Genomic DNA, 23,718 nt, shown 5'->3' on the forward strand with positions numbered 1-23,718 from the left:
TACCGCCGCACTTGGGAACGGATGGGCTCCGGTGGGCTCCGCGGTCCTCAAAACCGTTGCGAGGCGTGCAAAACGTCTTGGATGTGTTCGATTCACATACGTTCCCGCCATACGCTACCAGCGCTTTTGTGCTCGCGGTCTTGCTGCGTGCCGCAAAGGCGCTGTTTTGTTTTTGCGCGGGTCCGCCGTGTCGTCTGTCTTGTCGCCTGCGGTATTTGCCCCGTGCTCTGGATTATGAACGTGCCGATGGAGGTGTTTTGCCGTATGACTACCGTAAGACGTGCCGATCTTTCTTGTGTCGTCCAGGCGGGTGGGCTGTCCTCGCGCATGGGCTGCGATAAGGCGCGCATGTCGTTTTGCGGCGAGCCCTTGATCGAGCGCGTGCTGGGCCGGCTGGCGCCAGTTGCCGGCGAGTTGGTCGTGACGACTTCGCGTCCCAGCGAGCTTGCCTACCTTGAGGATTGCGCGTTTGGCGGTTTGGTGCCGCGTGTGGTGGCGGACCTTGAAGGGTCGGCGGGCGCCATGCGCGGCATCGCGAGCTCGTTGGCCGCGGCCCGATTGCCGCTCGTGGCCATCGTCGCCTGCGATATGCCGTTCGTCTCACCAGAACTGATCGGCGCGCTTGCCGATCGTGTTGACGCCGAGGCGCTCGACGCGTGCGTGCCGCGCGAGGAGCGGGGGATTGAGCCGCTTTGCGCCGTCTGGCGCCGTGACGCGTGTGCACCGGTTGCCCAAGAGCTGCTCGCCTGCGACCGCCAGCGCATTCGCTGCCTGATCAATCGCGTTCAGGCTGGTTATATGGATGAGCCGCAGATCGTTAAGTCCGCGGGCTCGACGCTCTGCTTCGAGAACGTCAATACGCCCGAGGAGTTTGCGGCGGCCGAGTTACTCGCCTAGACGATTGGAGTTGTCATGTCTCACGATATTTGCCCCGACACGGGAGAGCCTTGCACTTGCGATGGTTCCGAGCCCTGTACCTGCGGCTGCGGTGGCTGTGGACATACTGCGGAAGAGGAAGCGGCCGCCGCGGCGTATCGTGAGGCACACCGCGAAGGCCCATCCGGTGATGCCCTCGACCGCGAGCGCAAGATTATCGTGTCGTTTGACAGTACCTTCGATGTGATGGAATGCGAGCAGCTGTGCCTGGATGCCGGCGTGCCCGGGCGCATTATGCCTTTGCCCGGCTCAATTACCGCAGGTTGCGGTCTGTGCTGGGCCATGCCGTTCTCGGGCGATGCGCTCGCCGCCTTCCGCGCTGCCACCGAAGGCCGCATAACCCCCGCCGACTACCATCAGCTCGTCCTCTAGCCACCGGCACCACCACAAAGGTGCCTGTCCCCAATGTGGTGGTTTGGAACACGTGGACGAAACAGGTTTGAAACACGGGTTTTGCATGTCAGGCACACAAAAACGCCTCTACCTGCATCGTAATCAAAACGAAACATCTGCTCGTCGGCTTATGCGAAACTTTCCCGCAACAGTGCGATATTATCCATACACGATAAAGCTCGCGGCGCATGGGGTGCCGCGACCGACACTTTTCGTTTCCCATCATTGGAGGAAGCATGAGCTACACGCAGAAAGTTCTCGAAGAGCTCAAGGCCCGCTATCCCGAGCAGCCTGAGTTCATCCAGGCCGCGACCGAGATCCTCGGCACCATCCAGCCGGCGCTCGACGCCCATCCCGAGTACGAGGAGGCCGCCTTGCTTGAGCGCCTCGTCGAGCCCGAGCGCATCGTCATGTTCCGTGTCCCCTGGGTCGACGACCAGGGCAAGGTCCAGGTCAACCGCGGCTACCGCGTCGAGTTCAACTCTGCCATTGGACCCTACAAGGGCGGCCTGCGCTTTAACCCGACGGTCACCTTGGGCATGCTCAAGTTCCTGGGCCTGGAGCAGATCCTCAAGAACAGCCTGACCACCCTTCCCATGGGCGGCGGCAAGGGCGGTTCCGACTTTGACCCCAAGGGCAAGTCCAACAACGAGATCATGCACTTCTGCCAGTCCTTCATGACCGAGCTCTATCGCCACATCGGCCCCAACACCGACGTTCCCGCCGGCGACCTGGGCGTTGGCGGCCGCGAGGTTGCCTACCTGTTCGGTCAGTACAAGCGCCTGACCAACGAGTGGACCGGCGTCCTTACCGGCAAGGGCCTCTCCTTTGGCGGCTCGCTTGCCCGTACCGAGGCCACCGGTTACGGTCTGGTTTACTTTGTGGACGAGTACCTCAAGAGCCGCGGCGACTCCTTCGAGGGCAAGAACGTCGTCGTTCATGGCTCCGGTAACGTCGCCATCTACGCCGTCCAGAAGGTCGCCCAGCTCGGCGGCAAGGTGCTGGCCTGCTCCGATACCCACGGCTGGGTCGAGGATCCCGACGGCATCGACTACACCGTGCTCGAGCATGTCTACAACAAGAAGCGCTCCGGCCACGACAAGGGCGTCACGCTCGCCATGTACGTTGACGAGAAGCCCAACGCCGTGTGGCACGAGGGCGACGGCCGCGGCGTTTGGCAGCTGCCCTGCGACATCGCGCTGCCCTGCGCTCGCGAGAACACGCTGCTGCTCGAGGACGCCCAGGCGCTCGTCGCCAACGGCTGCAAGGTGGTCGGCGAGGGTGCGAACATGCCCACGACCATCGAGGCCACGACCTACTTCCAGGAGAACGGCGTCGCCTTCATGCCCGGTAAGGCTGCTAACGCCGGCGGCGTGCTCGTGTCCGGCCTGGAGATGAGCCAGAACGCCGAGCACCTGTCCTGGACCTTCGAGGAGGTCGACGGCAAGCTCGAGCAGCTCATGCGCGGCATGTTCCACAACGTGGACGACACCGCCAAGGAGTATGGCCAGGAGGGCAACTTTGTCATGGGCGCCAACATCGCCGGCTTCCTGAAGGTTGCCGACGCCATGCTCGCCCAGGGCGTCTGCTAAATCTTCGCTCGACATAGCATGTGATGAGGCTCCCAGCTATCCGGCTGGGAGCCTTTTTCTATGGTGACGATGGCGGCGCCCCCTCGTTTGGTACACTTAAACGTACTGGACAAGTGGAGAGATGGGGGAGAACGTGCTCAAGTTCGGTACCTACGTCCGTGTTGGGAACGCGGCCGAAGCCTATGAGCTCTTGCAGAAGAACCGCAACAACAAGATTGTGGGCGGCGGCATCTGGATGCGTCTGGGTTCGCGTCGTGTGGCGACGGCGATTGACCTTTCGGCCTGCGGACTCGATCAGATCGAGGAGACCGAGACCGAGTTTCGCATCGGTGCCATGTGCACCCTGCGCCAGCTCGAGCGCCATGTCGGGCTCAACGCGCTTGTCAACAATGTCTTTGAGTTCGCCGTCCACGACATCGTGGGCGTGCAGCTGCGCAATACCGCCACGGTGGGCGGCAGCATCTACGGCCGCTTTGGCTTCTCGGACGTTCTCTCTGCGTTCCTGGCGCTCGATTCGTATGTTGAGCTGACGGGTGCCGGCCGCGTGCCGCTCGCCGAGTTCGTTGACATGGGCTACGTGCGCGACGTGATCGAGCGCGTCGTGGTCGTTAAGCACGACTACCGCGCGAGCTATGAGGCCGTGCGCAAGGCCGCGACCGACTTCCCCTCGCTCAATGTCACCGCCGCCTGGTGGGACAACAGCTGGCATGTCACTGTGGGTGCCCGTCCGCTGCGCGCGACCCTGCTGCAGGGCGAGGCATGCGGCTTGGTGAACGAGCAGCCTTCCGAGGATGAGCTGCGTGCCCTTGCCGCATCCGTGCGTGCCCTGAGCTACGGCACTAACCTGTGGGGCTCGGCTGACTACCGCCGCCGCATCTCGGCGCCGCTGGCGATTCAGGCCGTGCGCCGCGCCGCCGGCATCGAGCTTTCGGCTGCGCTTGCCCGCGAGCTCGAGACCGTGCAAGTGCCTAAGTTTGCCACGGACGAGTATTCCTGCCGCCGCGTGCCCGGCGTCGATTCTAGCGAGGTGCGCTAATGGCTGCCAAACTCATCGATCTTTCCTTTACGCTCAACGGCCGCAAGGTCAAGGTTCAGATTGCCCCCGACACCATGCTCTTTTCGCTTTTGCGTGAGCAGGGTTGCGCGTCGGTGCGCTGCGCCTGCGAAACCACCAACTGTGGTCTGTGCACGGTGTGGCTCGACGGCGACCCGGTGCTGAGCTGCTCGGTTCCCGCCGCGCGCGTCGAGGGCCGCTCCGTCACCACGCTCGAGGGCCTCAAAGCCGAGTCCGAGGCACTCGCCCGCGCGATGGCTGCCGAAGGTGCCGAGCAGTGCGGTTTTTGCGCCCCCGGCCTTATCATGAACGTGCTGGCGCTTGCCCGCGCCGCCAAGGAGGATCCGAGCCTCGTCGCTACGCGCGAGGAGCTCTCGCGCCAGCTGGCCGGCAACCTCTGCCGTTGCAGCGGCTACGAGAGCCAGCTGCGCGCTATCGTGCGCTTCCTTAACGAGTCCGGCGTGCAGGTGGGCTTTGAGATGCCCGAGCTGCCGGTCAACGACACCAGCTGCGACGGCGTCTCGTACAAGCAGATCACCCACAAGCAGCCCAAGAAGGACTCGAAGGCGCTGCTCGAGGGTCGTCCCGTCTACACGGGCGACATGGTGCCCGCCGGCGCGCTCATCGTTAAGCTCAAGCGCAGCCCGTATGCGCGCGCCAAGATTCGCTCCATCGATACGTCGCGCGCCCTGAAGGTGCCCGGCGTGGTGGGCGTCTATACCTACGAGGACGTGCCCAAGCGCCGCTTTACCATCGCCGGCCAGAGCTATCCGCAGCCGAGTCCTTACGACCGCCTGATCCTCGAGAACCTCGTACGCTACCAAAACGAGGAGGTGGCGATCGTCGCCGCCGAGACCGAGGAGGCCGCCGACAAGGCGCTCAAGCTCATTAAGGTCGACTACGAGGTGCTCGAGCCCCTGCTCGACTTTACCCAGGCACTCGATAACGACATCGTAGTCCACCCCGAGGGCGACGTGACCTTTATGTTCCCGCAGGGCGGCGACGTCCCGCGCAACTTGGTATGCAGCGGTACCAGCGACTTTGGCGACTTGGACGAGGCCTTTGCCCAGAGCGACATCGTCTTCACCCGTACCTACACCAGCCAGGCCACGCAGACCGCGCCCATGGAGACCTTCCGAGCCTTCGCGACGACCGACGCGTTTGGGCGTATCTCGGTGACCACCTCCACGCAGGTGCCCTTCCACGTGCGCCGCATGGTCGCGCAGTCGCTCGACATTCCGCAGTCGCAGGTGCAAGTCATTAAGCCGCGCATTGGCGGCGGCTTTGGCTCCAAGCAGACGGGCTGCTGCGAGATCTTCGTGGCATTCGTTACCCAGCAGACCGGCCGTCCGAGCTACTGCTGCTACACTCGCGAGGAGACCATCACCGCGGGCAACTCGCGCCACCAGATGCAGATGACCGTCAAGCTGGGCGCCATGAACGACGGCACCATCACGGCCATCGACCTGCACACGCTGTCCAACGCCGGCGCCTATGGCGAGCATGCCACCACGACGATCGGCCTTTCGGGTCACAAGAGCCTGCCCATCTACAATCACGTGAAGGCGAGCCGCTTTAGCTGGGACGCCGTCTACACCAACACCAACCGCGGCGGCGCGTATCGCGGCTACGGTGCCACCCAGGGCCAGTTTGCCGTGGAGAGTGCCGTCAACGAGCTCGCCGACATGCTGCACATGGACCCGGCCGACCTGCGCCTTAAGAATATGGTGCACGAGGGCGAGATCATGCCGCAGTACTACAACGAGAAGCTCAACGCCTGCGCGCTCGACCGTTGCCTTCTGCGCGCGATGGATATGATCGGTTGGCGCGACAAGCCGCTAGCCGTCGACCTGGGCGACCGTGTGCGTGCTCTGGGCTGTGCGCTCACCATGCAGGGCTCGGGCATCTCCAACGTGGATATCGCCGGCATCGACATGCGCTTGGAAGAGGACGGCTTCATTACCATCGGCACCGGCGCCACCGATAACGGCATGGGCGTCGACACGATCCTGGCGCAGATTGCCGCCGAGGAGCTGGGTGTGGAGAGCTCGCTGATCGTGGTGCGCGGCGTGGACACCGACGTGTCGCCGTTCGACGCCGGCTCGTACGCGAGCTCCGGTACCTACGTGACGGGTCTGGCAGCCAAGAACGCCGCTACCGAGCTGCGCGAGAAGATCTGCGCCAAGGCCGCCCAGATGTGGGATGTTGACGCCGCCGACGTGGTCTTTGATGGTCAGTACGTGCGCCTGTCCGACGAGCGTGCCGCGCGCGAACAGAACCGCTACCTCACGCTGCGCGACTTTGCCAACCTGTGCGTCAAGAACATCGCGGGCGGCGACGCGCTCACCTCGCACGCCTCTGCCTGCCTGCCCGTTTCGCCTCCGCCGTTTATGGCCGGCATTGCCGAGGTCGAGGTCGACAAGGCCACCGGCAAGGTGACCGTGGTGGACTACGCGGCGGCCGTCGACTGCGGCACCGTGATCAACGAGGCGCTCGCACGCGTCCAGGCCGAGGGTGGCATTGCCCAGGGCATCGGTCACGCGCTCTACGAGATTGTCGAGCACGACGACCGCGGCCGCCTGCGCACCGGCAACTTTATGAGCTACAAGCTGCCCACGCGCCTGGATATCGGAAGCATCCGCGTGGCCTTTGAGCCGAGTTACGAGCCGACGGGCCCGTTTGGCGCCAAGTCGATCGGCGAGGTAGTCATCAACACACCGCTCGCCGCTGTGGCCTCGGCCGTGGCGCACGCCACCGGCCACCAGGTGCGCTCGCTGCCGATCACGCCCGAGAAGGCCCTGCTGGGGGAGTAACAGGTCAGCGAACAAGTCGTAATTGGCGGGGCGGGCAACTCGTCCCGCCTTTTGCACTCGTGGTGAGGTCGTGAGCTTGTAAAAGGTGTGCGTGCGCTTGCCGTTCGTATCTGCTATCATTCCTAGTCTGTGCGCTCATGCGGGCGTGGCGGAATTGGTAGACGCGCCAGATTTAGGTTCTGGTGGGATTCCCGTGAAGGTTCGAGTCCTTTCGCCCGCACCAACGCATCTGCGTCGGCTTCGGCCGTCGCGACTCTTTGTTGCATAAAGGTACCAGCACCTCAGATAAGCTGGGCAGTATGAGGAGGAACGTGTTGAACATCACCGCTTCTGACGTCAAGGACGCCAAGCTCACCGCTACGGTCACCATCCCGGCCGCCGACGTCGACGCCGCGATCAAGAAGGCCTACAAGGATACCGCCAAGAAGTACCGCTTCCCGGGCTTCCGCGCCGGTAAGGCTCCCCGTCCGGTCATCGACTCCGCTCTTGGCGCCGAGGCTACCCTCGCTCAGGCCACCAACGACCTGATCGCCGCCAACGAGCCCGCCGTCCTCAACGAGCTGGACATCGTCCCCACCAAGAGCGGTGACTACAAGGAGCTCGACCTCGCCAAGGACCACGAGGACTACACCTACACCGTCGAGTTCTCCCTGCGTCCCGCCGCTGAGCTCTCCTCCTTCGACGCCGTCGAGATCGAGATGCCTCCTGCGGAGGTCACCGAGTCCGAGATCAACAACCAGGTTGAGATGCTCCTCAACTACCGTGCCACCTTCGAGGACGTCGAGGGTCGTGCCGTCGAGGCCGAGGACTACGTTACCGTCGACCTCAAGGCCGTCGAGAACGCCGACAACTTTGCCGCCGAGGGCCGCATGCTCATCGCCGGTAGCGACAGCAACCCCAAGGAGTTCAACGAGGCCCTGATCGGCGCTAACGTTGACGACGTTAAGACCGTCACCTGGACCGACGAGGTCGAGGAGGGCGAGGAGGCCGAGACCCACACCGTCGAGGTCACCGTCAAGGGCATCAAGGTCCGCAACACCCCCGAGCTCACCGACGAGCTCGTCAAGTCCGACTTTGGCTTCGACAGCATCGACGCTATGCGCGACGCCATCAAGCTCGAGATCGAGCAGGACAAGGCTTCCCGCCTCCCGGCCGAGAAGGAGAACCGTTGCGTCTCCGCTCTCGCCGAGCGTCTGCAGCTCGACGAGATGGACGCCGACTACGAGCAGTCCGTCTTTGAGGAGCTTGGCCAGAACTTCCTGTCCAACCTCGCTGCCCGCGGCATGACCCTGGACACCTGGCTGCCCGCTTCCGGCCTGACCATGGAGCAGTTCATCGGCGACCTGCACAAGCAGGCCAACGACGTTGCCCGCGAGTCCCTGGCGCTCGACGCCCTCGCCCGTGAGCTCAAGATTGAGGTCACCGAGGACGACGTCAACGCCGAGTTCGAGAAGGCTGGCGTCAAGGACGTCGAGGCTTCCAAGGCCGAGTTCATCGCCGATGGCCGCATGCCTGCCGTCCGCGAGTCCATCCGTCGCTCCAAGGCCGTCGACCACCTGGTCGAGAACGCCAAGGTGACCGAGGTCGACGAGACCGCCAAGGACGCCGAGTAATTCTCGCCACCTTGCCCGCGAGCGCATGCGTGCGCCCGTGATGGGGTAAAGTTATACACCGGTTATCCGGTTGCTTCGTACGGTGCCAGCCAATGCATAGCATGCGGGCACCGTACGTTTATCTAGAACCAATTTGGTCCGCAAGAGAGAAATGGAGATGCGTATGATCGCCAAGTTCGATTCCGCCCTCGTGCCATACGTTATCGAGCAGACGCCGCGCGGCGAGCGCAGCTACGATATCTATTCGCGCCTGCTCAACGACCGCATCATCTTCTTGGGCGAGGAGATCAACTCCGTCAGCGCCAACCTGGTCGTTGCCCAGCTGCTGCATCTTGAGAGCCAGGATGCCGAGAAGGATATCTCGCTCTACATCAATTCGCCCGGTGGCGAGGTCTACTCCGGCCTGGCGATTCTGGACACCATGAACTTTATCAAGCCGCAGGTCTCCACCATTTGCGTCGGTATGGCCGCGTCTATGGCCGCCGTGCTGCTTTCGGCCGGCGCCAAGGGCAAGCGCTTCTGCCTGCCGCACTCCAAGGTCATGATTCACCAGCCCAGCGGCGGTGCCCAGGGTCAGCAGACCGAGATTGAGATCGTTGCCGAGGAGATCAAGAAGACTCGTCGCGAGCTCAACCAGATCCTGTCCGACGCCTCGGGCCAGCCCATCGAGAAGGTTCAGGCCGATACCGAGCGTGACAACTACCTCACGGCTGCCGAGGCCCTCGACTACGGCCTGATCGACCGTATTGTCACCTCGCGCGACCTCGCCGCGAAGGACGCCTAGGATGGCCGGTAACATGCAGGACGGCTTCGACGAGAACGGCAACCCCATCCGCTGCTCCTTCTGCGGAAAAGAGCAGGGTCAGGTTCGCCGCCTGGTGAAGGGCCCGACCAACATTTTTATCTGCGACGAGTGCGTCGCCGCCTGCTCCGAGATTCTTGAGGAGTCGCTGGCTTCGGACTTTATGGACGCCGCTCGCAACGGCAAGCTGCCGGGCTTTCTCAACGACCACGGCCAGGCTGCATCCCAGCCCGCCGTTGACCCCGAGACCGAGGGCTTTGAGCTCGAGGACGACCGTCAGGTCATCACGCACGTGCCGACGCCGCACGAGATCTATGACGAGCTTTCGGCCTATGTTATGGGCCAGGAAGATGCTAAGCGCGCCATGTCGGTTGCCGTGTACAACCACTACCGTCGCGTGATCGAGGGCGGTGCCGCGGTGTCCGCCCTTGACGAGGCCTCGGGCATGGGCGCCCAGTTTGACGATGACATAGACGAGGTGGAGCTCGCCAAGTCCAATATTTTGCTGCTCGGTCCCACCGGTACCGGTAAGACCCTGCTTGCCCAGACGCTCGCGCGCATTCTCGAGGTGCCGTTTGCCATTGCCGATGCCACCGCGCTCACCGAGGCCGGTTACGTTGGCGAGGACGTGGAGAACATCCTGCTCAAGCTCATCAACGCCGCCGATGGCGACATTGAGCGCGCGCAGGTCGGCATTATCTACGTGGACGAGATCGACAAGATCGCCCGCAAAGCCGAGAACCTCTCCATTACCCGCGATGTTTCGGGCGAGGGCGTTCAGCAGGCGCTGCTTAAGATCCTTGAGGGCACGGTGGCCAGCGTTCCGCCCACCGGCGGCCGTAAGCATCCCCAGCAGGAACTGCTTCAGATCGACACGACCAACATCCTGTTTATCTGCGGCGGTGCCTTTGTGGGCCTGGACAAGATCATCGCCGACCGCGTGGGCAACAAGGGCGTAGGTTTTAACTCCGAGATTGCCGGCCCCACCTCGGTCGACGAGAATGATCTGCTGCGTCAGGTGCTCCCGCAGGACCTCAACGCCTTTGGCATGATCCCCGAGTTCGTGGGCCGTACGCCCGTCGTGACCCAGACGCAGGCGCTCGACGAGGACGACCTGGTGTCGATCCTGACCGAGCCCAAGAACGCCGTGGTGCGCCAGTACCGCAAGATGTTCCAGCTCGAGAACGTTGAGCTTGAGTTTGAGGACGCCGCCCTGCACGAGATCGCCCGTATGGCGCTTGCCCGCAAGACCGGCGCCCGCGGCCTGCGCTCCATCTGCGAGGACGTGCTGCAGCAAACGATGTTCGACCTGCCCAGCGAGGAAGGCGTCGCCAAGGTCATCGTGACCGAAGCCTCCGTAAAGGGCGAAGAACAGCCCCAACGCATCTACGGCTAAAACCTGTCAAAACGTTTTTGTCGATAGCCTCCGACCACCCGCGGTCGGAGGCTATTTTATATATACGCAATAACCCCAACTACCTGTGTTATTCTGTTTGTTTGTTTAAGCCTCAGCGAAGTCATATCAGACTGAAGTAATCGATACCTAAGGGGAGGAATGTAGCCCGATTTTCGTAGATTCCGCACGAGCCGAAGACCACGTAATGTGGTCTTCGAGCGAGCCCAGGACCTGACCGAGCGAAAATCGGGCCTACATTCCTTCCCGGTGGGACGGGAGAGATATATGGAAGAGATGCCCAAGAATTACGATCCGTCGACCAACGAGCCGGCGATCCTGCAGAAGTGGCTCGACGGCGGCTACTACAAGCGCCGCGAGGGCGTGGGCGACTGCACCGTCACCATTCCGCCTCCCAACGTGACCGGCAAGCTCCACATGGGTCACGCCACCGACGACTCCATCCAGGACGCCATCGTCCGTATGGCCCGCATGCGCGGCAAGTCCACGCGCTGGGTGCTCGGCACTGACCACGCCGGTATCGCCACGCAGACCAAGGTCGACAAGAAGCTCAAGAGCGAGGGCATCAGCCGCCTGGAGATCGGTCGCGACAAATTTGTCGACGCTTGCTGGGATTGGACCCACGAGTACGGCGGCATCATCGTCGAGCAGATCAAGCGCATGGGCTGCTCCGTCGACTTCGATAACGAGCGCTTCACCATGGACGAGGACTACGCCCAGGCCGTGCGCAAGGTCTTCTGCGACTGGTACCACGACGGTCTGATCTACCGCGGCAAGCGCATCGTCAACTGGTGCCCCAACTGCACCACCGCCATCTCCGACGACGAGGCCGAGTATAAGGACGAGAAGGGCCACCTGTGGCACCTGCGCTACCCGCTGACCGAGCCGGTTAACGGCCAGGACTACATCGTCGTTGCCACCACGCGCCCCGAGACCATGCTCGGTGACACGGGCGTCGCCGTCTCTCCGAAGGACCCCGAGAAGGCTGCCTTCGTGGGCAAGACCGTCATGCTGCCGATCGTTAACCGCGAGATCCCCATCTTCTCCGACTACCACGTCGACGCCAACTTTGGCTCTGGCTTTGTCAAGGTCACCCCGGCTCACGACCCCAACGACTATGCCATGGGTCAGGCCCACGACCTGCCGCAAATCAATATCTTCGATGAGCACGCGGTGGTCGTCGAGGGCTATGGTGAGTTTACCGGCATGAACCGCGATGAGTGCCGCGAGGCCGTCATCAAGTGGTTCGAGGAGCACGACCTGCTCGATCACGTCGAGGACCTCGATCACTCTGTCATGCACTGCTACCGTTGCGACGCCGCGCTTGAGCCGTGGCTGTCTGAGCAGTGGTTCGTGGCCGTTGACAAGCTCAAGGGGCCGGCGCTCGACGCCGTCAACTCCGGCAAGGTCACCTTCCACCCCGCGCGCTGGACGCAGACCTACACCACCTGGATGGAGAACCTCAAGGACTGGTGCATCAGCCGTCAGCTGTGGTGGGGCCACCGCATTCCCGTGTTCTACTGCGAGGACTGTGGCTGGGAGGACGCCCTGACCGAGGACACCGACGTGTGCCCCAAGTGCGGCGGCCATCACGTGCACCAGGACGAGAACGTGCTGGACACCTGGTTCAGCTCGCAGCTGTGGACCTTCGCCACGCAGGGCTGGCCGCAAAAGCCGGAGCTGCTCGAGGGCCATCACCCCACGACGGCGCTCGTCACCGCGCGCGACATTATCGCGCTGTGGGTTGCCCGCATGGTCATGAGCTCGCTGTACTTCCTGGACGAGGTTCCGTTTAAGGACGTCGTTATCTACCCGACGATCCTTGCCAAGGACGGCAGCCGCATGTCTAAGTCCAAGGGCAACGGCGTTGACCCCATGGATCTCATTGGCATGTACGGCGCCGACGCCATGCGCTACAACCTGCTCACGCTGTGCACCAACAACCAGGACGTCAAGTTCGACGCGAACATTGACAAGAAGACCAAGAAGCTTATCGACAGCCCGCGTACCGACCAGGCCAAGTCGTTTGTGACCAAGATCTGGAACGCCAGCCGTTTCCTGCTTATGAACATGGAGGGCTACACGCCCGGCGAGCCCGTCGTGGAGACGCCGGCCGACGCCTGGATGTTCAGCCGCCTGGCCAAGGCCGTCAAGATGGTCACCGAGGGCATTGAGAACTACACCTTTGGCGACATGGCCCGCGGTGTGCAGCAGTTCTTCTGGAACGAGGTCTGCGACTGGTACGTCGAGGTCACCAAGGCCCGCCTGAAGGGCGAGGGTCGTCTGCAGGCGCAGCGCAATCTGATCTTTGTGCTCGACACCTCCATTCGCCTGATGCACCCGCTTATGCCGTTTGTCACCGAGGAGATTTGGGACAACATGCCGGCGAGCGTGCTCGACTTGGATGCCGAGGGCAACGTTGACCGTGCCGAGGCGCTCATGATCGCCAAGTGGCCGGAGCCCGCCGACTACGCCAAGTACGTCGACGAGCCCGCCGAGCGCGCGTTTGAGCTGTGCCGCACCGTCGTTTCCGCCGCCCGCGCCACGCGTTCGCGTTATCGCTTGAGCCCCAAGTCCGAGCTCGACGTGGTCGTACGCGCCGGTGCCGAGGACATCGAGAAGCTCGAGAGCCTGCGCTCGACCATCGAGCCGCTGGCCAACACCGCCTCGCTGGTCATGGGCACCGACGTCGAGAAGCCGGCCGCGAGCATTGCCGTGGTCGACAGCGGCGTTGAGGTCTTTGTGGTGCTTGAGGGCAAGGTCGACCTTTCCGCCGAGAAGGCACGTCTGGAGAAGGAGATCGCCGCGGCCCAGAAGGAGCTCGCCGGTTGTGAGAAGACGCTTGCCAACGAGGGCTTTGTGGCCAAGGCCGCGCCCGCGGTGGTCCAGAAGAAGAGGGACCGTGCAGCTGAGCTCAAGGAGATCCTGGCGGCGCTGACTGCTCAGGTTGCTGACTTCTCGTAGGCGTAATTGGGGGGACGCGGTTTGGGGCATTGCTCGCTACTGCGAACAGTCCTGCTCGCACGAAGGCCACATTAAGTGGCCTTCGGCTCGTGCGGAACTTGTATCGAGCAAAGCCCCAAACCGCTCCCATAGCGGTTACGGGGTTGACTGAACCTGGCATGTAAGGGCCACTTGGTTGTGGCCTTGATTCTGCTGCAAAGCGGTGTTTGGCTGATATTTTGAATGGGAGGGGCTCGTTGTTTGTTACGGGCCTCTTTTTATGTTGAGGGGACTTTGGTTTATGCCTAAGCGTTCTGGGTCGTATTCTGTGCCGTTCTCGTTTGAGTTGCTTTCGTTTGATGAGGCTGTTGGGCTGGCTGCTGATACGGGGCGGATTTCTGGGGATGCTGGGCCTCTGCTCGAGACGGTTGTCGATATGCTCGATGAGCTGGGGCGTCCGGATGAGTACTTTGATTGCATTCAGGTTGCCGGTACCAATGGCAAGACTTCGACTACGCGTTTTTCGGCTGCCATTCTTCGTGGTGAGGGGCTCAAGACCGCGCTGTATACGTCGCCGCAGCTGGTGCGCTATCCCGAGCGCATGGAGGTTGACGGGCGCGTTGTGAGCGACGAGGCCTTTGCCCGTGGCGTTTCGGCAGCTGTCGAGGCGGGACATCGCGTGAATGCGCGTCGTGTGGCGGTGGGGGAGCGTGCCTATACCATCACGCCGTTTGACCTGCTGACGGCTGCCGCGCTTGTGGTGTTTGCCGAGGCTCGTGTGGATGTTGCCGTGCTCGAGGTTGGCATGGGCGGGCGTTGGGACGCCACGAGTGCGACCGATCCCGTCGCCGTTGCCATCACGGGTATCGGACTCGATCACACACGTATTTTGGGCGACACTCTCGAGGCCATTGCGGGGGAGAAGGCTGCGGTCATTAAACCCGGGCGCCTGGTTGTACTGGGTGAGGGCACGCATGAGGCGAGTGTTCAGCGCGTGATGGATGCGCGTTGTCGCGAGTGCGGCATCGTGCCGCTCGTGGTGAGCCATGCCACGACCAGGGTGCCTGCGCATGTGGGCGACACGGTTGAGTTTAGCTGCACCACGCCGCGTGCGATCTATACGTCGAGCATGGTTAAGCCGGCGTATCAGCCGCAGAATGCCGCGTGCGCGATTATGCTTTGCGAGGGGTATCTGGGTCGCGAGCTCGATCATGACAAGCTCGATGCGTCGCTTATGGGCTGTCCCACGCCGGGTCGATTTGACGTGCTGGGGACCGATCCGCTCAAGCTGATCGACGCCTGTCATAACCCTCAGAGCTGCGAGAACTTTGTGAGTGCGCTGGACGAGATCGATCCGTGCGTGGAGAATCGCCCCACGCTGCTGTGCGCCGCGCTGGCCGACAAGGACGTGGCGGGCATCGTTGACGTACTGATCCCGGCTTTCCCGCGCGTGGTCGTGACTCAGACCGATTCCGATCGCGCCCTGTCGGCAGAGGAGCTCGCCGCCCTCGTTGATGCCGATAAGCTCGCGGGCGTATACCCCAGCGTTTCCGTGGCCCTTGCAGCTTTCAAGGCCGCGGGCGAGCCCTTCGTAGCAGCCGGCACCATCACCCTAGCCGGCGAAGTAGCCGGTCTGCTCCGCTAACCCATCCCCTCATCAGTTGCGGTGAAATACGGACTGTTTTACAAGCCAGAAGCCTCAAACAGTCCGTATATCACCGCAACTCAAAAGCAGCCAATTTGGGACGGGGCTTTTTTGGCTGCCCTGTGCCCCGAGTTGACTCGCTCGCCACGAAATGGGCCTATCTACTACGTTATACCGACTACCCTCGACCATGCCGAGAATCGCGAAATAAAAACCGCAGGTAGACGGCTTGCATATTTTGCGAAAAACCAGTTATGGTCGACCCATGCGGGTTAAACGTAGTAGATAGGCCGTTTTTGTGGCGCGGTATTGGTGGGATGCGGCAAAGGGACAGCCCCTTTGCCGCATTGCCTAGTCGAGGCGGACCGGATCGTGGGGGTAGGCGTTGAGGATCTCGACGCCGGACTCGGTCACCAGGGCAAGGTCCTCGATGCGGACGCCGGTGCGGCCGGGGAGGTAGATGCCCGGTTCGATAGAGAAGGTCATGCCCGGCTCGACAACCTGCTCGTTGACGAGCGAGACGTCGCCCGGCTCGTGGTCTTGCAGGCCAATCGAGTGTCCCAGGCGGTGCGTAAAGTACTGCCCATAGCCCGCGTCTTCAATCACGTCGCGTGCGGCGCGGTCCAGGTCGCACATGCGCACGCCCGGTGCGATGAGCGCTTCGGCGGCCTCGTTGGCGCGACGCACGATGTCGTAGATGCGCGCCGTCTCCTCGTCCGGCTCGCCCCAGAAGAACGTGCGCGTCATGTCCGAGCAGTAGTTGCAGCGTCGCCCGCCAATGTCGAACAGCACCACGTCGCCGCGCTTGAGTACGGTGTCGTCGGGTTCGTGGTGCGGGTCGCCGGCGTTGGCGCCAAAGCTCACGATGGGCGGAAAGCTAAAGCCCTCGCAGCCGTGCTTGCGATACAGGCCGAGCATCTGGTCGGCAATCTCGCGTTCCGTCACGCCCTCGTGGACGAGCTTGATGGCGTCGGCCATCACGGCGTCGTTAGCGACCGAGGACGCGCGCATCAGCCCCTGTTCGGCGGCATCCTTGTAGGTGCGTGCGGCGGTGACGGCAAAGTCGCCCAGGAAAAACTCGCTGGCCGCATGGTGCTCCAGAAGGGGCATCAAAAAGCCGGAGCGCATGACGGTATCGATGCCAAGCGGTTTGGTCGGGTCGATCTCACTCGCGATGGCGTCGGCCACGACGTCGGTATCGGTGTGGTAGGCGACGCGGGCATTGTCATACTCGGGCAGCTGATGCAGCGCGTTGACCAGGATCACTGGCTCGGCATTGCGCGCGAGCAGCACACCGCAAAAACGCTCGAACATATCGGCATAAAAGCCGGTCAGGTAATAGATCGACCATGGGTCGTTTACGAGCAGCTGTGCGCCGGGGTGCTGAGCCTCGAGCGCATCGAGCACGCGCGCCACGCGCCGGTCATCGACATGTGCCATGAAACATCCTTTCGCTAGGGTGCCACCATGGTATCCCAAGCCCGGCAGATAGGGACGTTCCTTTTATGCCGGCACTTCGGGACACTCCTTGGCATGACCAGCCTGGCGAGCGGCAAAAGTAGCTAAAAGAGCCCCTTCCCTAATTAGCTACTTAGACTCGGTCGATGTTCATGCTGGCGATTAGGTTGATGCCCGTGTTGAGGAGGTCTTCCAGCACGACGTCGCCCATGCGGATGGGGGCGTTGACGACTAGGTCTCGGATTAAGTTCATGGCTTGGGCGTGGAGTTCTAGCGGGATGGCTTCAGCGGTGCGCACGGGGAGCAGGGCTTCGTCGCCGCCGGATACGGCCACGGTAGTGGTAAGCACACGCATGGGACAGGTGAGCTCCTGATGTGCGAACTTCTCACCGCGCGGGCAGCTGTTGCCGGTAACGGAGCGAACCTCTACCACGGAGCCATTGGCATCACGCTCCACCTCTACGGTCAGGAGGCACTCGGATGGGCAAGTGGTGCAGTTGAACTGCAACGTCTCAGTCACATTCGTGCTCATGGCCTTATGCCTCCTCAATGGGATCGACGGACAGGACAATCTCGTTAACACCCAGGTCAAGTGCGCGCTGAATCACCTTTGCCGGCAACGGGAAACTTTCCATGACGCTCGGCTTAAATGCACAGACCTTGCCTGCGAACAGTTCCTCGCCGCCTGCTAAAATGCGCACGCGGGCGGCGTCGACCGGTCGGCGCACGCGGAAGTTGAGTTTGGTGAGTGCCACAGCCGTAATGCGTCCCGGCAGCGCGTATCCCGCGATACCGGCGGGGGAGACCGTGAGCTCGCAGCCCGTGCCCGTAGCGCTCGCCCCGGCGTCGCCGTTCAACGCCCACGCCGCCGCAGCTGCGCCAGCCCTCTCGGACTCGGTCGTTACGTTGTCGGCCAGGTCGTGCACGTGCAGCACGTTGCCGCAGGCAAAGATGCCCGGCACGCCCGTCTGCAGGCTCTGATCCACCACGGCGCCGCGCGTGCGCGGGTCAAGCTCCACGCCTGCGGTAACCGAAAGCTCGTTTTCGGGAATCAATCCCACCGAAAGCAGCAGCGTGTCGCACGGAACGATGCGCTCTGTCCCGGCGATGGGCGCCAGGTGCTCGTCGACCTGGCTTACCTCGACGGCCTCCACGCGGTCGTGCCCGATCACGCGTGTGACGGTGGTGGACAGGTGCAGCGGAATTCCAAAGTCTTCCAGGCAGTTCTTGACGTTGCGGCGCAGACCGTTGGCGTACGGCATGAGCTCGTATACGCCCTCGACGGAAATCCCCTCGAGCGTGCAGCGGCGCGCCATGATAAGCCCGATGTCGCCCGAGCCCAAAATGACGGCGCGCGAGCCGGGCTTGAGGTTTTCGATATTGATGTATCGCTGCGCTAAGCCGGCCGTAAACACGCCGGCGGGACGACTACCGGGGATCTTGATCTCGCTGCGGGTGCGCTCACGGCAACCCATGGCAAGGACGATCGCGCGCCCGGCGAGTTGCAACATGCCGGCAGGGCTCATAAGCGTGACGGTATAGGTGACGCCATCTTCTGCGCTCTCGTCTACACCCGACGCGCACTCGCCCGAATCAATCCCAAGCACCATACTGTCCAAGAACAGCGCAATGTCGGTTGCGCGCACCTGGTCGATAAAGCGCTGCGCGTATTCGGGACCGGTGAGCTCCTGTTTAAAGTGCGACAGGCCAAAGCCGGGGTGGATGCACTGGCGGAGGATGCCGCCCAGGTGCTGCTCGCGCTCCACGATGGCCACGCGTGCGCCTGCCTTATGCGCGGCCAGCGCGGCCGCCATGCCGGCAGGTCCGCCGCCGATAACGACCACGTCAAAGGCCTGCGTCTGTACGGCTTCTACGACGCCGCAATCAATCGCGCTCGATTTGAATTTCGCCATCCTAGCGCACCCCCTTCAAAGGACCCTCGACCAGCCAGGAGCCGGTATCCTCCAGTAATACCTCGCCGGGGTCGCAGCCCAGCTCTCGGGCATGAATCGCCACCACACGGCTCTGGCAAAAGCCGCTTTGGCATCGACCCATGCCGGCGCGGCAGCGGCGCTTGACGCCCTCGACCGAAACCGCGCCCGGGCGGCGTCGAATCGCGGCCACAATCTCGGCCTCGGGCACCGTCTCGCAGCGGCAGACAATCTGTCCCCACGCGGGATCGGACTCGATCAGTTCCTCCTTGCGCGCCAGCGGTGCGCGGTCAAAATCGTCCGGCGCGCGGCGAATTGGGTTCCAGTCCGCCCGCTCGTGCAGCTCCACGCCCGCCTCACGCATCACAAGCTCCATGCGCTCGGCAATGGCCGGCGCGCTCGCCACGCCCGGCGACTGAATGCCAGCCGCCTGGAACAGCCCCGGCACCACGGCCGACTGTCCAATAAAGAAGTCGTTCGTTTCCTGAATGACAGGGCGCCCACCGGCAAATGCTCGCACCACGCGACGCGTGTCTAGATCGGGTACCAGTTTGCGCGCGCCGCTCAGCAGCGCGTCGACATCGCTCGCGTAGGTCTGCGTGTCGCCAGGTTCACGCACGGCGGCAGTCGCGGTAATCACGGTGTTGCCATGAACGGTCCCCGTCACGATGACGCCCTTCGATATCGGCGTCGGCACCGGGTAGAGCGGCATGAGCGCGCGCGGTTCCTTGTCTAGCACCACGATGTTGCCCTGACGCCAGACCATCTGGAACTCCTCGGCGCCCGCCATATGCGAGATGTCGGCGGCGCCGTTGCCCGCGGCGTTGATCAGGTAGCGGCAGCGCACGTTGCCGGCGGGGGTCGCCAGCGTAAAGCGCGCGTCGTCGCCCGAGCCCGCGACTTCAATCGTTTCCACCGGCGCGGACCGCATAAACGTCACCCCGTTGGCCACGGCATTCTCCAGCGCGGCGATGGCAACCTCAAACGGGTCGACAAAGCCAGTGGAGGGGCACCACAACGCGCACGTTGCATCGGCACTGGCGCGCGGCTCCAGTTCGTGGATGCGGTCGGGTCCGACGATCGACAGCTCGGGCACACCGTTGACATGACCGTTGCACCGCAGCTTCTCCAGATGCGCGCGGTCCTCGTCGTTAAAGCCCAGCACCATGGATCCGGTACGGCAAAACAAAAAGCCCAGCTCCTGAGCCCAAGTACCATACAGCTCGCAGCCACGGGCATTGACCTGCGCCTTTACCGTGCCCGGCGCCGGATCGTAGCCGGCGTGCACCAGGCCGCCGTTGGCCTTCGACGCGCCCAGCGCAATATCGTTAGCCGCCTCGACCACGCAAATGGAAAGGTCAAATCGCGCGAGCTGCCGCGCGATGGCGCATCCGGTGATGCCCGCGCCGACAATCGCGATATCAAACGTTTCTGTCACAGTGCCTCCCAGACGAGTTGACAGGCCGTCAATAAGACTATCCTACGGTCCGCACACCCCCAGTGCGGCGGCAATGCGGCGAACAGCCCCGCAACACCCGCCAACGGCAGACGAGGGGAGACCCGATAACGTCGACAACCTCGTTTGCCGGCTACCACGTTGAAGTTATGTCTCGTTCTGTAACACCTAGACCCGGATTCCGCTCCCACCTGTTACAGATTGAGTTGTTTGTGTCCGCACCAGCCCCGCCCCTAGCCGTGGTCCCATATAAACAAACCCCGTGGTAAACTTGACCAGACTGTTAATATTCCGAAAGGTACCCGTAATGTCCAAGTACATCTCCGAGCTCATGTCGCCGCAGCTTATGGGCGTCGTCTATGCCTTTGTTGGCTTTATCATCGCCCTGTATGTGCTGTCGGTCGTCTATGTGTTCATCGACGCTCGCCGCCGCGGCGCCAGCGCCTACGTGGCATGGGGCATCATCGCCCTCATCCCGTTTGTGGGCCTCATTGCCTACCTGGTCCTGCGCCCGCACTCCTACGCGTCCGACCGCGAGGAGCAGGAGCTGGACATGGCCTTGCGCGAGCGCCAGCTTGCCCAGTACGGCACCTGCCCGCAGTGCGGCGCACCCATCGAGAAGGACTTCGTCGTCTGCCCGGTGTGTGACACCCAGGTTCGCAACGTCTGCCCCAGCTGCCATCGCCCGCTCGATGCGCACTGGAAGGTCTGCCCCTACTGCCGAACTCGCATCCAGTAACGCATCCATCGCCGGGCCGGCCGCAAGCCGCGGGCACCACGCGTCCCGCGCAAGCCACACGCGCACCCCGCCCCACACGATGAAGCATGCGTAGAAAATCGCCCGCCGTGCCATTAAGGTGCGGCGGGCGCTTGTATACCAAGGCAACCTGCCTATAATGATGCAAGTTAAAATGCCGAGCGCATCGCATACACTTGCATCAGGCATCCGAGAGGAGAAAACATACCCATGAAGGCACTCTACAATGACGGTTCGGTGGCCGAACTCCCGCAGGACGAGGTCACGCACGTCATCCGCCACTCCGCCGCGCACATCATGGCGCAGGCCATCAAGCGCCTCTATCCCGAGGCCGACTTTGCCTACGGCCCCGCGACCGACAACGGCTTCTACTACGACGTCGACCTGCCCGAGGGCGTCAAGATCAGCGAGGACGACTTCCCCGCGATCGAGGCCGAGATGAAAAAGATCGTCAAGGAGAACCTTAAGTTTTCCGTGTACGAGAAGCCCCGCGCCGAGGCCATCGCCCTTATGGAGGAGCGCGGCGAGAAGTACAAGGTCGAGCACATCGGTGACCTGGACGATGACGCCCGCATCACCTTCTACCAGCAGGGCGACTACATCGACATGTGCGTCGGCCCCCACATCTGCTACACCAAGGCGCTCAAGGCCTTTAAGCTCACCGGCGTCTCGGGCGCCTACTGGAAGGGCGACAAGGACAACAAGATGCTCACCCGCATCAACGGCGTCGCCTTTGCCACCAAGGAAGAGCTCGACGAGCACATGCACATGCTGGAGGAGGCTAAGAAGCGTGACCACCGCAAGATCGGCCGCGAGATGGACCTCTTTATGATGCGCGACGAGGCCCCTGGCTTCCCGTTCTTCCTGCCCAACGGCATGATCCTTAAGAACACGCTGCTGGACTACTGGCGCGAGATTCACCACAAGGCCGGCTACGTGGAGATCTCCACGCCGCTCATCATGAACAAGCAGCTGTGGAAGACCTCGGGCCACTGGGACCACTACAAGGACAACATGTACTCCACCGTCATCGACGACGAAGAGTACTGCATTAAGCCCATGAACTGCCCGGGCGGCGTGCTGGTGTACGCCTCCAAGCCGCACTCCTACCGCGAGCTGCCCATCCGCGCCGGCGAGATTGGCCTGGTGCACCGCCACGAGCTGCGCGGTGCCCTGCACGGCCTGTTCCGCGTGCGCTGCTTTAACCAGGACGACGCCCACCTGTTCGTGCGTCCTGACCAGCTGACCGACGAGATCGTGGGTGTGGTCAACCTCATTGACTCCGTGTACCAGAAGTTTGGCTTTAAGTACCACGTTGAGCTTTCCACCCGCCCCGAGGACTCCATGGGTTCGGACGAGGATTGGGCGCGCGCCGAGGAGGGCCTGCGTACCGCTCTGGAGCAGCTGCATATGGACTACGAGGTCAACGAGGGCGACGGCGCCTTCTACGGCCCCAAGATCGACTTCCACCTGGAGGACTCGCTCGGTCGTACCTGGCAGTGCGGTACCGTGCAGCTCGACTTCCAGATGCCGCTCAACTTTGACCTGGAGTACGTGGACGCCGACGGCACCAAAAAGCGCCCCATCATGCTGCATCGCGTGTGCTTTGGCTCCATCGAGCGCTTCATCGGTATTCTGATTGAGCACTTTGCGGGCAAGTTCCCCACCTGGCTGGCTCCCGTGCAGGTCAAGGCACTTCCCGTCTCTGAGAAGAGCCGCGACTACGCCCACGAGGTGTGCGCCAAGCTGGAGGAGGCCGGCATTCGCGTGGTCTGCGACGACCGCGACGAGAAGATCGGCTACAAGATCCGCGAGGCCCGCAGCATCGACCGCGTGCCCTACATGCTCATCCTGGGTGAGAAGGAGGTCGAGGCCGGCAACATCTCCGTCCGCGATCGCTCCAACGAGACCGTTCAGATGAGCGTCGACGAGTTTGTAGCTAAGGTGACCGAGGAGATCAAGACTCGCGCCTAAGGCAAACTTCACAACAATTAACAAAGGCGACTGTCCACAAAGGACGGTCGCCTTTTTTCATGTCCAAATAAGAAAAGCCGCTGGTTGAGCGGCTTTTTTTGTTGCACAAAAAGGTACAGGTTTTTGTATCTTTCGACTGACGACATTATACGAGCAATTAATCAGCGTTTGCCCAGATTACGCAAAATGTACTGCCAGTAGGTGCATCTCCATACCCCTCTACAAAAACCTGTACTTTTGCGACTGCGCCTAGCTGCGAGCGAGAAGCCTGTTCTAAACGCCCCTGCATTTGCGTGCATCGCAAAGCCAAAAGAGGGGGGTGAGAACATGGAACAGACGGCGCGGCGCCAAGAGCAGCTGCCGGGCGCATTTAGCGGCGCCACCACCAACAGCCAGCACGGCCGCGTCCGCTGGTTTCTGGTTCACACCCCCCATGGAAAAGAGCGTGAGACCTGCGAAAAGGTCCGCCGCATTATCCCGCACGACCTGATGCAGGACGCTTTTGTGATGCAAAAGGAGTTCTGGTTTAAGCGGGACGGCGCCCGGTCGCTCCAAACCAAACCTATGTACAAGGAATATTTCTTCGTCGCCACGCACGATGCCGCCGCGCTCGATAGGGCCCTGGCCCAGTTGAGCTTTGGCTGTCGCATCGCCGGCAGCAGGGAGCGGGCGTACATGCCCATGCCGGACGATGCGCAGGATTGGTACCGCAGCGTTCTGGACGACGACGGCGTGGTGCGCAACAGCGTTGCGCGCATAGAAGACGGCGTGTTGCACATAGAGCAGGGTCCCTTGGTGGGGCAAGAGGCTCGCGTTAAAAAGATCGACCGTCATAAACGCTGGTGCCTGGTAGACGTGGGCGATGGCGATTCCGTTTTTAGGGAGCTGCTACCGCTCGACGTTCCCAGCAAAACGTAAGGGAGACGTTGTACCGGCT

17 protein-coding genes and 2 tRNA genes are annotated in these 23,718 nt (G+C 62.5%); 15 read left to right on the forward strand and 4 right to left on the reverse strand.

Annotation, left to right across the window (positions count from 1 at the left end; genetic code table 11):
• The first annotated feature begins 13 nt into the window (after positions 1–13).
• The 12 genes from AAAX34_RS04125 to AAAX34_RS04180 all read left to right on the forward strand — a co-directional run bounded on the left by AAAX34_RS04125 (position 14) and on the right by AAAX34_RS04180 (position 15,205).
• A tRNA-Sec gene (locus AAAX34_RS04125) sits at positions 14–110 on the forward strand.
• A 154-nt stretch (positions 111–264) separates the two neighbouring features.
• Complete coding sequence (locus AAAX34_RS04130; protein ID WP_349110076.1) at positions 265–897, forward strand: molybdenum cofactor guanylyltransferase; 633 nt, start codon at positions 265–267, stop codon at positions 895–897.
• A 15-nt stretch (positions 898–912) separates the two neighbouring features.
• The gene (locus AAAX34_RS04135) at positions 913–1,308 is read left to right on the forward strand and encodes a DUF3343 domain-containing protein (protein ID WP_349110077.1); all 396 of its coding nucleotides are present in this window, start codon (positions 913–915) and stop codon (positions 1,306–1,308) included.
• A 257-nt stretch (positions 1,309–1,565) separates the two neighbouring features.
• Positions 1,566–2,921, forward strand: coding sequence for an NADP-specific glutamate dehydrogenase (gene gdhA, locus AAAX34_RS04140; protein WP_117790751.1), 1,356 nt, complete (start codon positions 1,566–1,568; stop codon positions 2,919–2,921).
• 133 nt (positions 2,922–3,054) lie between these two features.
• Positions 3,055–3,957, forward strand: a complete 903-nt coding sequence (locus AAAX34_RS04145) for an FAD binding domain-containing protein (RefSeq protein WP_349110079.1) — start codon at positions 3,055–3,057, stop codon at positions 3,955–3,957.
• Positions 3,957–6,788, forward strand: coding sequence for a molybdopterin cofactor-binding domain-containing protein (locus tag AAAX34_RS04150; RefSeq protein ID WP_349110081.1), 2,832 nt, complete (start codon positions 3,957–3,959; stop codon positions 6,786–6,788). The genes AAAX34_RS04145 and AAAX34_RS04150 overlap by 1 nt, the downstream gene beginning before the upstream one ends.
• Positions 6,789–6,927: 139 nt before the next feature.
• Positions 6,928–7,011 (forward strand) — tRNA-Leu (locus AAAX34_RS04155).
• Between the two features lie 88 nt (positions 7,012–7,099).
• Positions 7,100–8,401 (forward strand): trigger factor, encoded by a 1,302-nt coding sequence (tig, locus tag AAAX34_RS04160; RefSeq protein WP_271755721.1) that lies wholly within the window; start codon positions 7,100–7,102, stop codon positions 8,399–8,401.
• Between the two features lie 163 nt (positions 8,402–8,564).
• Positions 8,565–9,185, forward strand: a complete 621-nt coding sequence (locus tag AAAX34_RS04165) for an ATP-dependent Clp protease proteolytic subunit (protein WP_022095182.1) — start codon at positions 8,565–8,567, stop codon at positions 9,183–9,185.
• A gap of 1 nt (position 9,186) precedes the next feature.
• On the forward strand, positions 9,187–10,599 hold the full coding sequence (gene clpX, locus AAAX34_RS04170; protein ID WP_349110082.1) for an ATP-dependent Clp protease ATP-binding subunit ClpX: 1,413 nt from the start codon (positions 9,187–9,189) through the stop codon (positions 10,597–10,599).
• Between the two features lie 285 nt (positions 10,600–10,884).
• Positions 10,885–13,581: a valine--tRNA ligase gene (locus tag AAAX34_RS04175; protein ID WP_349110083.1), complete on the forward strand. Its 2,697-nt coding sequence runs from the start codon at positions 10,885–10,887 to the stop codon at positions 13,579–13,581.
• Between the two features lie 280 nt (positions 13,582–13,861).
• Positions 13,862–15,205 (forward strand): Mur ligase family protein, encoded by a 1,344-nt coding sequence (locus AAAX34_RS04180; protein WP_349110084.1) that lies wholly within the window; start codon positions 13,862–13,864, stop codon positions 15,203–15,205.
• 351 nt (positions 15,206–15,556) lie between these two features.
• On the opposite strand, the gene AAAX34_RS04185 is transcribed toward AAAX34_RS04180, so the two are convergent.
• From AAAX34_RS04185 to AAAX34_RS04200, 4 genes are all read right to left on the reverse strand, one after another.
• Positions 15,557–16,645, reverse strand: a complete 1,089-nt coding sequence (locus AAAX34_RS04185) for an aminopeptidase P family protein (RefSeq protein WP_349110085.1) — start codon at positions 16,643–16,645, stop codon at positions 15,557–15,559.
• 151 nt (positions 16,646–16,796) lie between these two features.
• On the reverse strand, positions 16,797–17,195 hold the full coding sequence (locus tag AAAX34_RS04190; RefSeq protein WP_349110086.1) for a DUF1667 domain-containing protein: 399 nt from the start codon (positions 17,193–17,195) through the stop codon (positions 16,797–16,799).
• Between the two features lie 4 nt (positions 17,196–17,199).
• Positions 17,200–18,576, reverse strand: a complete 1,377-nt coding sequence (locus tag AAAX34_RS04195) for an FAD-dependent oxidoreductase (protein WP_349110088.1) — start codon at positions 18,574–18,576, stop codon at positions 17,200–17,202.
• Between the two features lies 1 nt (position 18,577).
• Positions 18,578–20,032, reverse strand: coding sequence for an NAD(P)/FAD-dependent oxidoreductase (locus AAAX34_RS04200; RefSeq protein ID WP_349110090.1), 1,455 nt, complete (start codon positions 20,030–20,032; stop codon positions 18,578–18,580).
• Between the two features lie 325 nt (positions 20,033–20,357).
• Between AAAX34_RS04200 and AAAX34_RS04205 the strand changes: the two genes are divergently transcribed.
• From AAAX34_RS04205 to AAAX34_RS04215, 3 genes are all read left to right on the forward strand, one after another.
• A complete protein-coding gene (locus tag AAAX34_RS04205; protein WP_055251579.1) occupies positions 20,358–20,789 on the forward strand; it encodes a zinc ribbon domain-containing protein in 432 nt (143 codons plus the stop codon).
• 228 nt (positions 20,790–21,017) lie between these two features.
• A complete protein-coding gene (gene thrS / locus AAAX34_RS04210) occupies positions 21,018–22,781 on the forward strand; it encodes a threonine--tRNA ligase (protein WP_055309551.1) in 1,764 nt (587 codons plus the stop codon).
• A gap of 327 nt (positions 22,782–23,108) precedes the next feature.
• Positions 23,109–23,699, forward strand: a complete 591-nt coding sequence (locus AAAX34_RS04215; protein ID WP_349110091.1) for a hypothetical protein — start codon at positions 23,109–23,111, stop codon at positions 23,697–23,699.
• Positions 23,700–23,718 lie beyond the last annotated feature (19 nt).

The organism is Collinsella sp. CLA-ER-H4, from assembly GCF_040092395.1.
Lineage (GTDB): Bacteria > Actinomycetota > Coriobacteriia > Coriobacteriales > Coriobacteriaceae > Collinsella.

Excerpts from the sequence above, each read along its gene's own strand:
- gdhA (WP_117790751.1), top strand. The coding sequence starts at position 1,566 with ATGAGCTACACGCAGAAAGTTCTCGAAGAGCTCAAGGCCCGCTATCCC.
- AAAX34_RS04180 (WP_349110084.1), top strand. The coding sequence starts at position 13,862 with ATGCCTAAGCGTTCTGGGTCGTATTCTGTGCCGTTCTCGTTTGAGTTG.
- AAAX34_RS04205 (WP_055251579.1), top strand. The coding sequence starts at position 20,358 with ATGTCCAAGTACATCTCCGAGCTCATGTCGCCGCAGCTTATGGGCGTC.
- AAAX34_RS04150 (WP_349110081.1), top strand. The coding sequence starts at position 3,957 with ATGGCTGCCAAACTCATCGATCTTTCCTTTACGCTCAACGGCCGCAAG.
- AAAX34_RS04185 (WP_349110085.1), bottom strand. The coding sequence starts at position 16,645 with ATGGCACATGTCGATGACCGGCGCGTGGCGCGCGTGCTCGATGCGCTC.
- AAAX34_RS04130 (WP_349110076.1), top strand. The coding sequence starts at position 265 with ATGACTACCGTAAGACGTGCCGATCTTTCTTGTGTCGTCCAGGCGGGT.
- AAAX34_RS04195 (WP_349110088.1), bottom strand. The coding sequence starts at position 18,576 with ATGGCGAAATTCAAATCGAGCGCGATTGATTGCGGCGTCGTAGAAGCC.
- AAAX34_RS04215 (WP_349110091.1), top strand. The coding sequence starts at position 23,109 with ATGGAACAGACGGCGCGGCGCCAAGAGCAGCTGCCGGGCGCATTTAGC.
- AAAX34_RS04165 (WP_022095182.1), top strand. The coding sequence starts at position 8,565 with ATGATCGCCAAGTTCGATTCCGCCCTCGTGCCATACGTTATCGAGCAG.
- clpX (WP_349110082.1), top strand. The coding sequence starts at position 9,187 with ATGGCCGGTAACATGCAGGACGGCTTCGACGAGAACGGCAACCCCATC.
- thrS (WP_055309551.1), top strand. The coding sequence starts at position 21,018 with ATGAAGGCACTCTACAATGACGGTTCGGTGGCCGAACTCCCGCAGGAC.
- AAAX34_RS04190 (WP_349110086.1), bottom strand. The coding sequence starts at position 17,195 with ATGAGCACGAATGTGACTGAGACGTTGCAGTTCAACTGCACCACTTGC.
- AAAX34_RS04175 (WP_349110083.1), top strand. The coding sequence starts at position 10,885 with ATGGAAGAGATGCCCAAGAATTACGATCCGTCGACCAACGAGCCGGCG.
- AAAX34_RS04135 (WP_349110077.1), top strand. The coding sequence starts at position 913 with ATGTCTCACGATATTTGCCCCGACACGGGAGAGCCTTGCACTTGCGAT.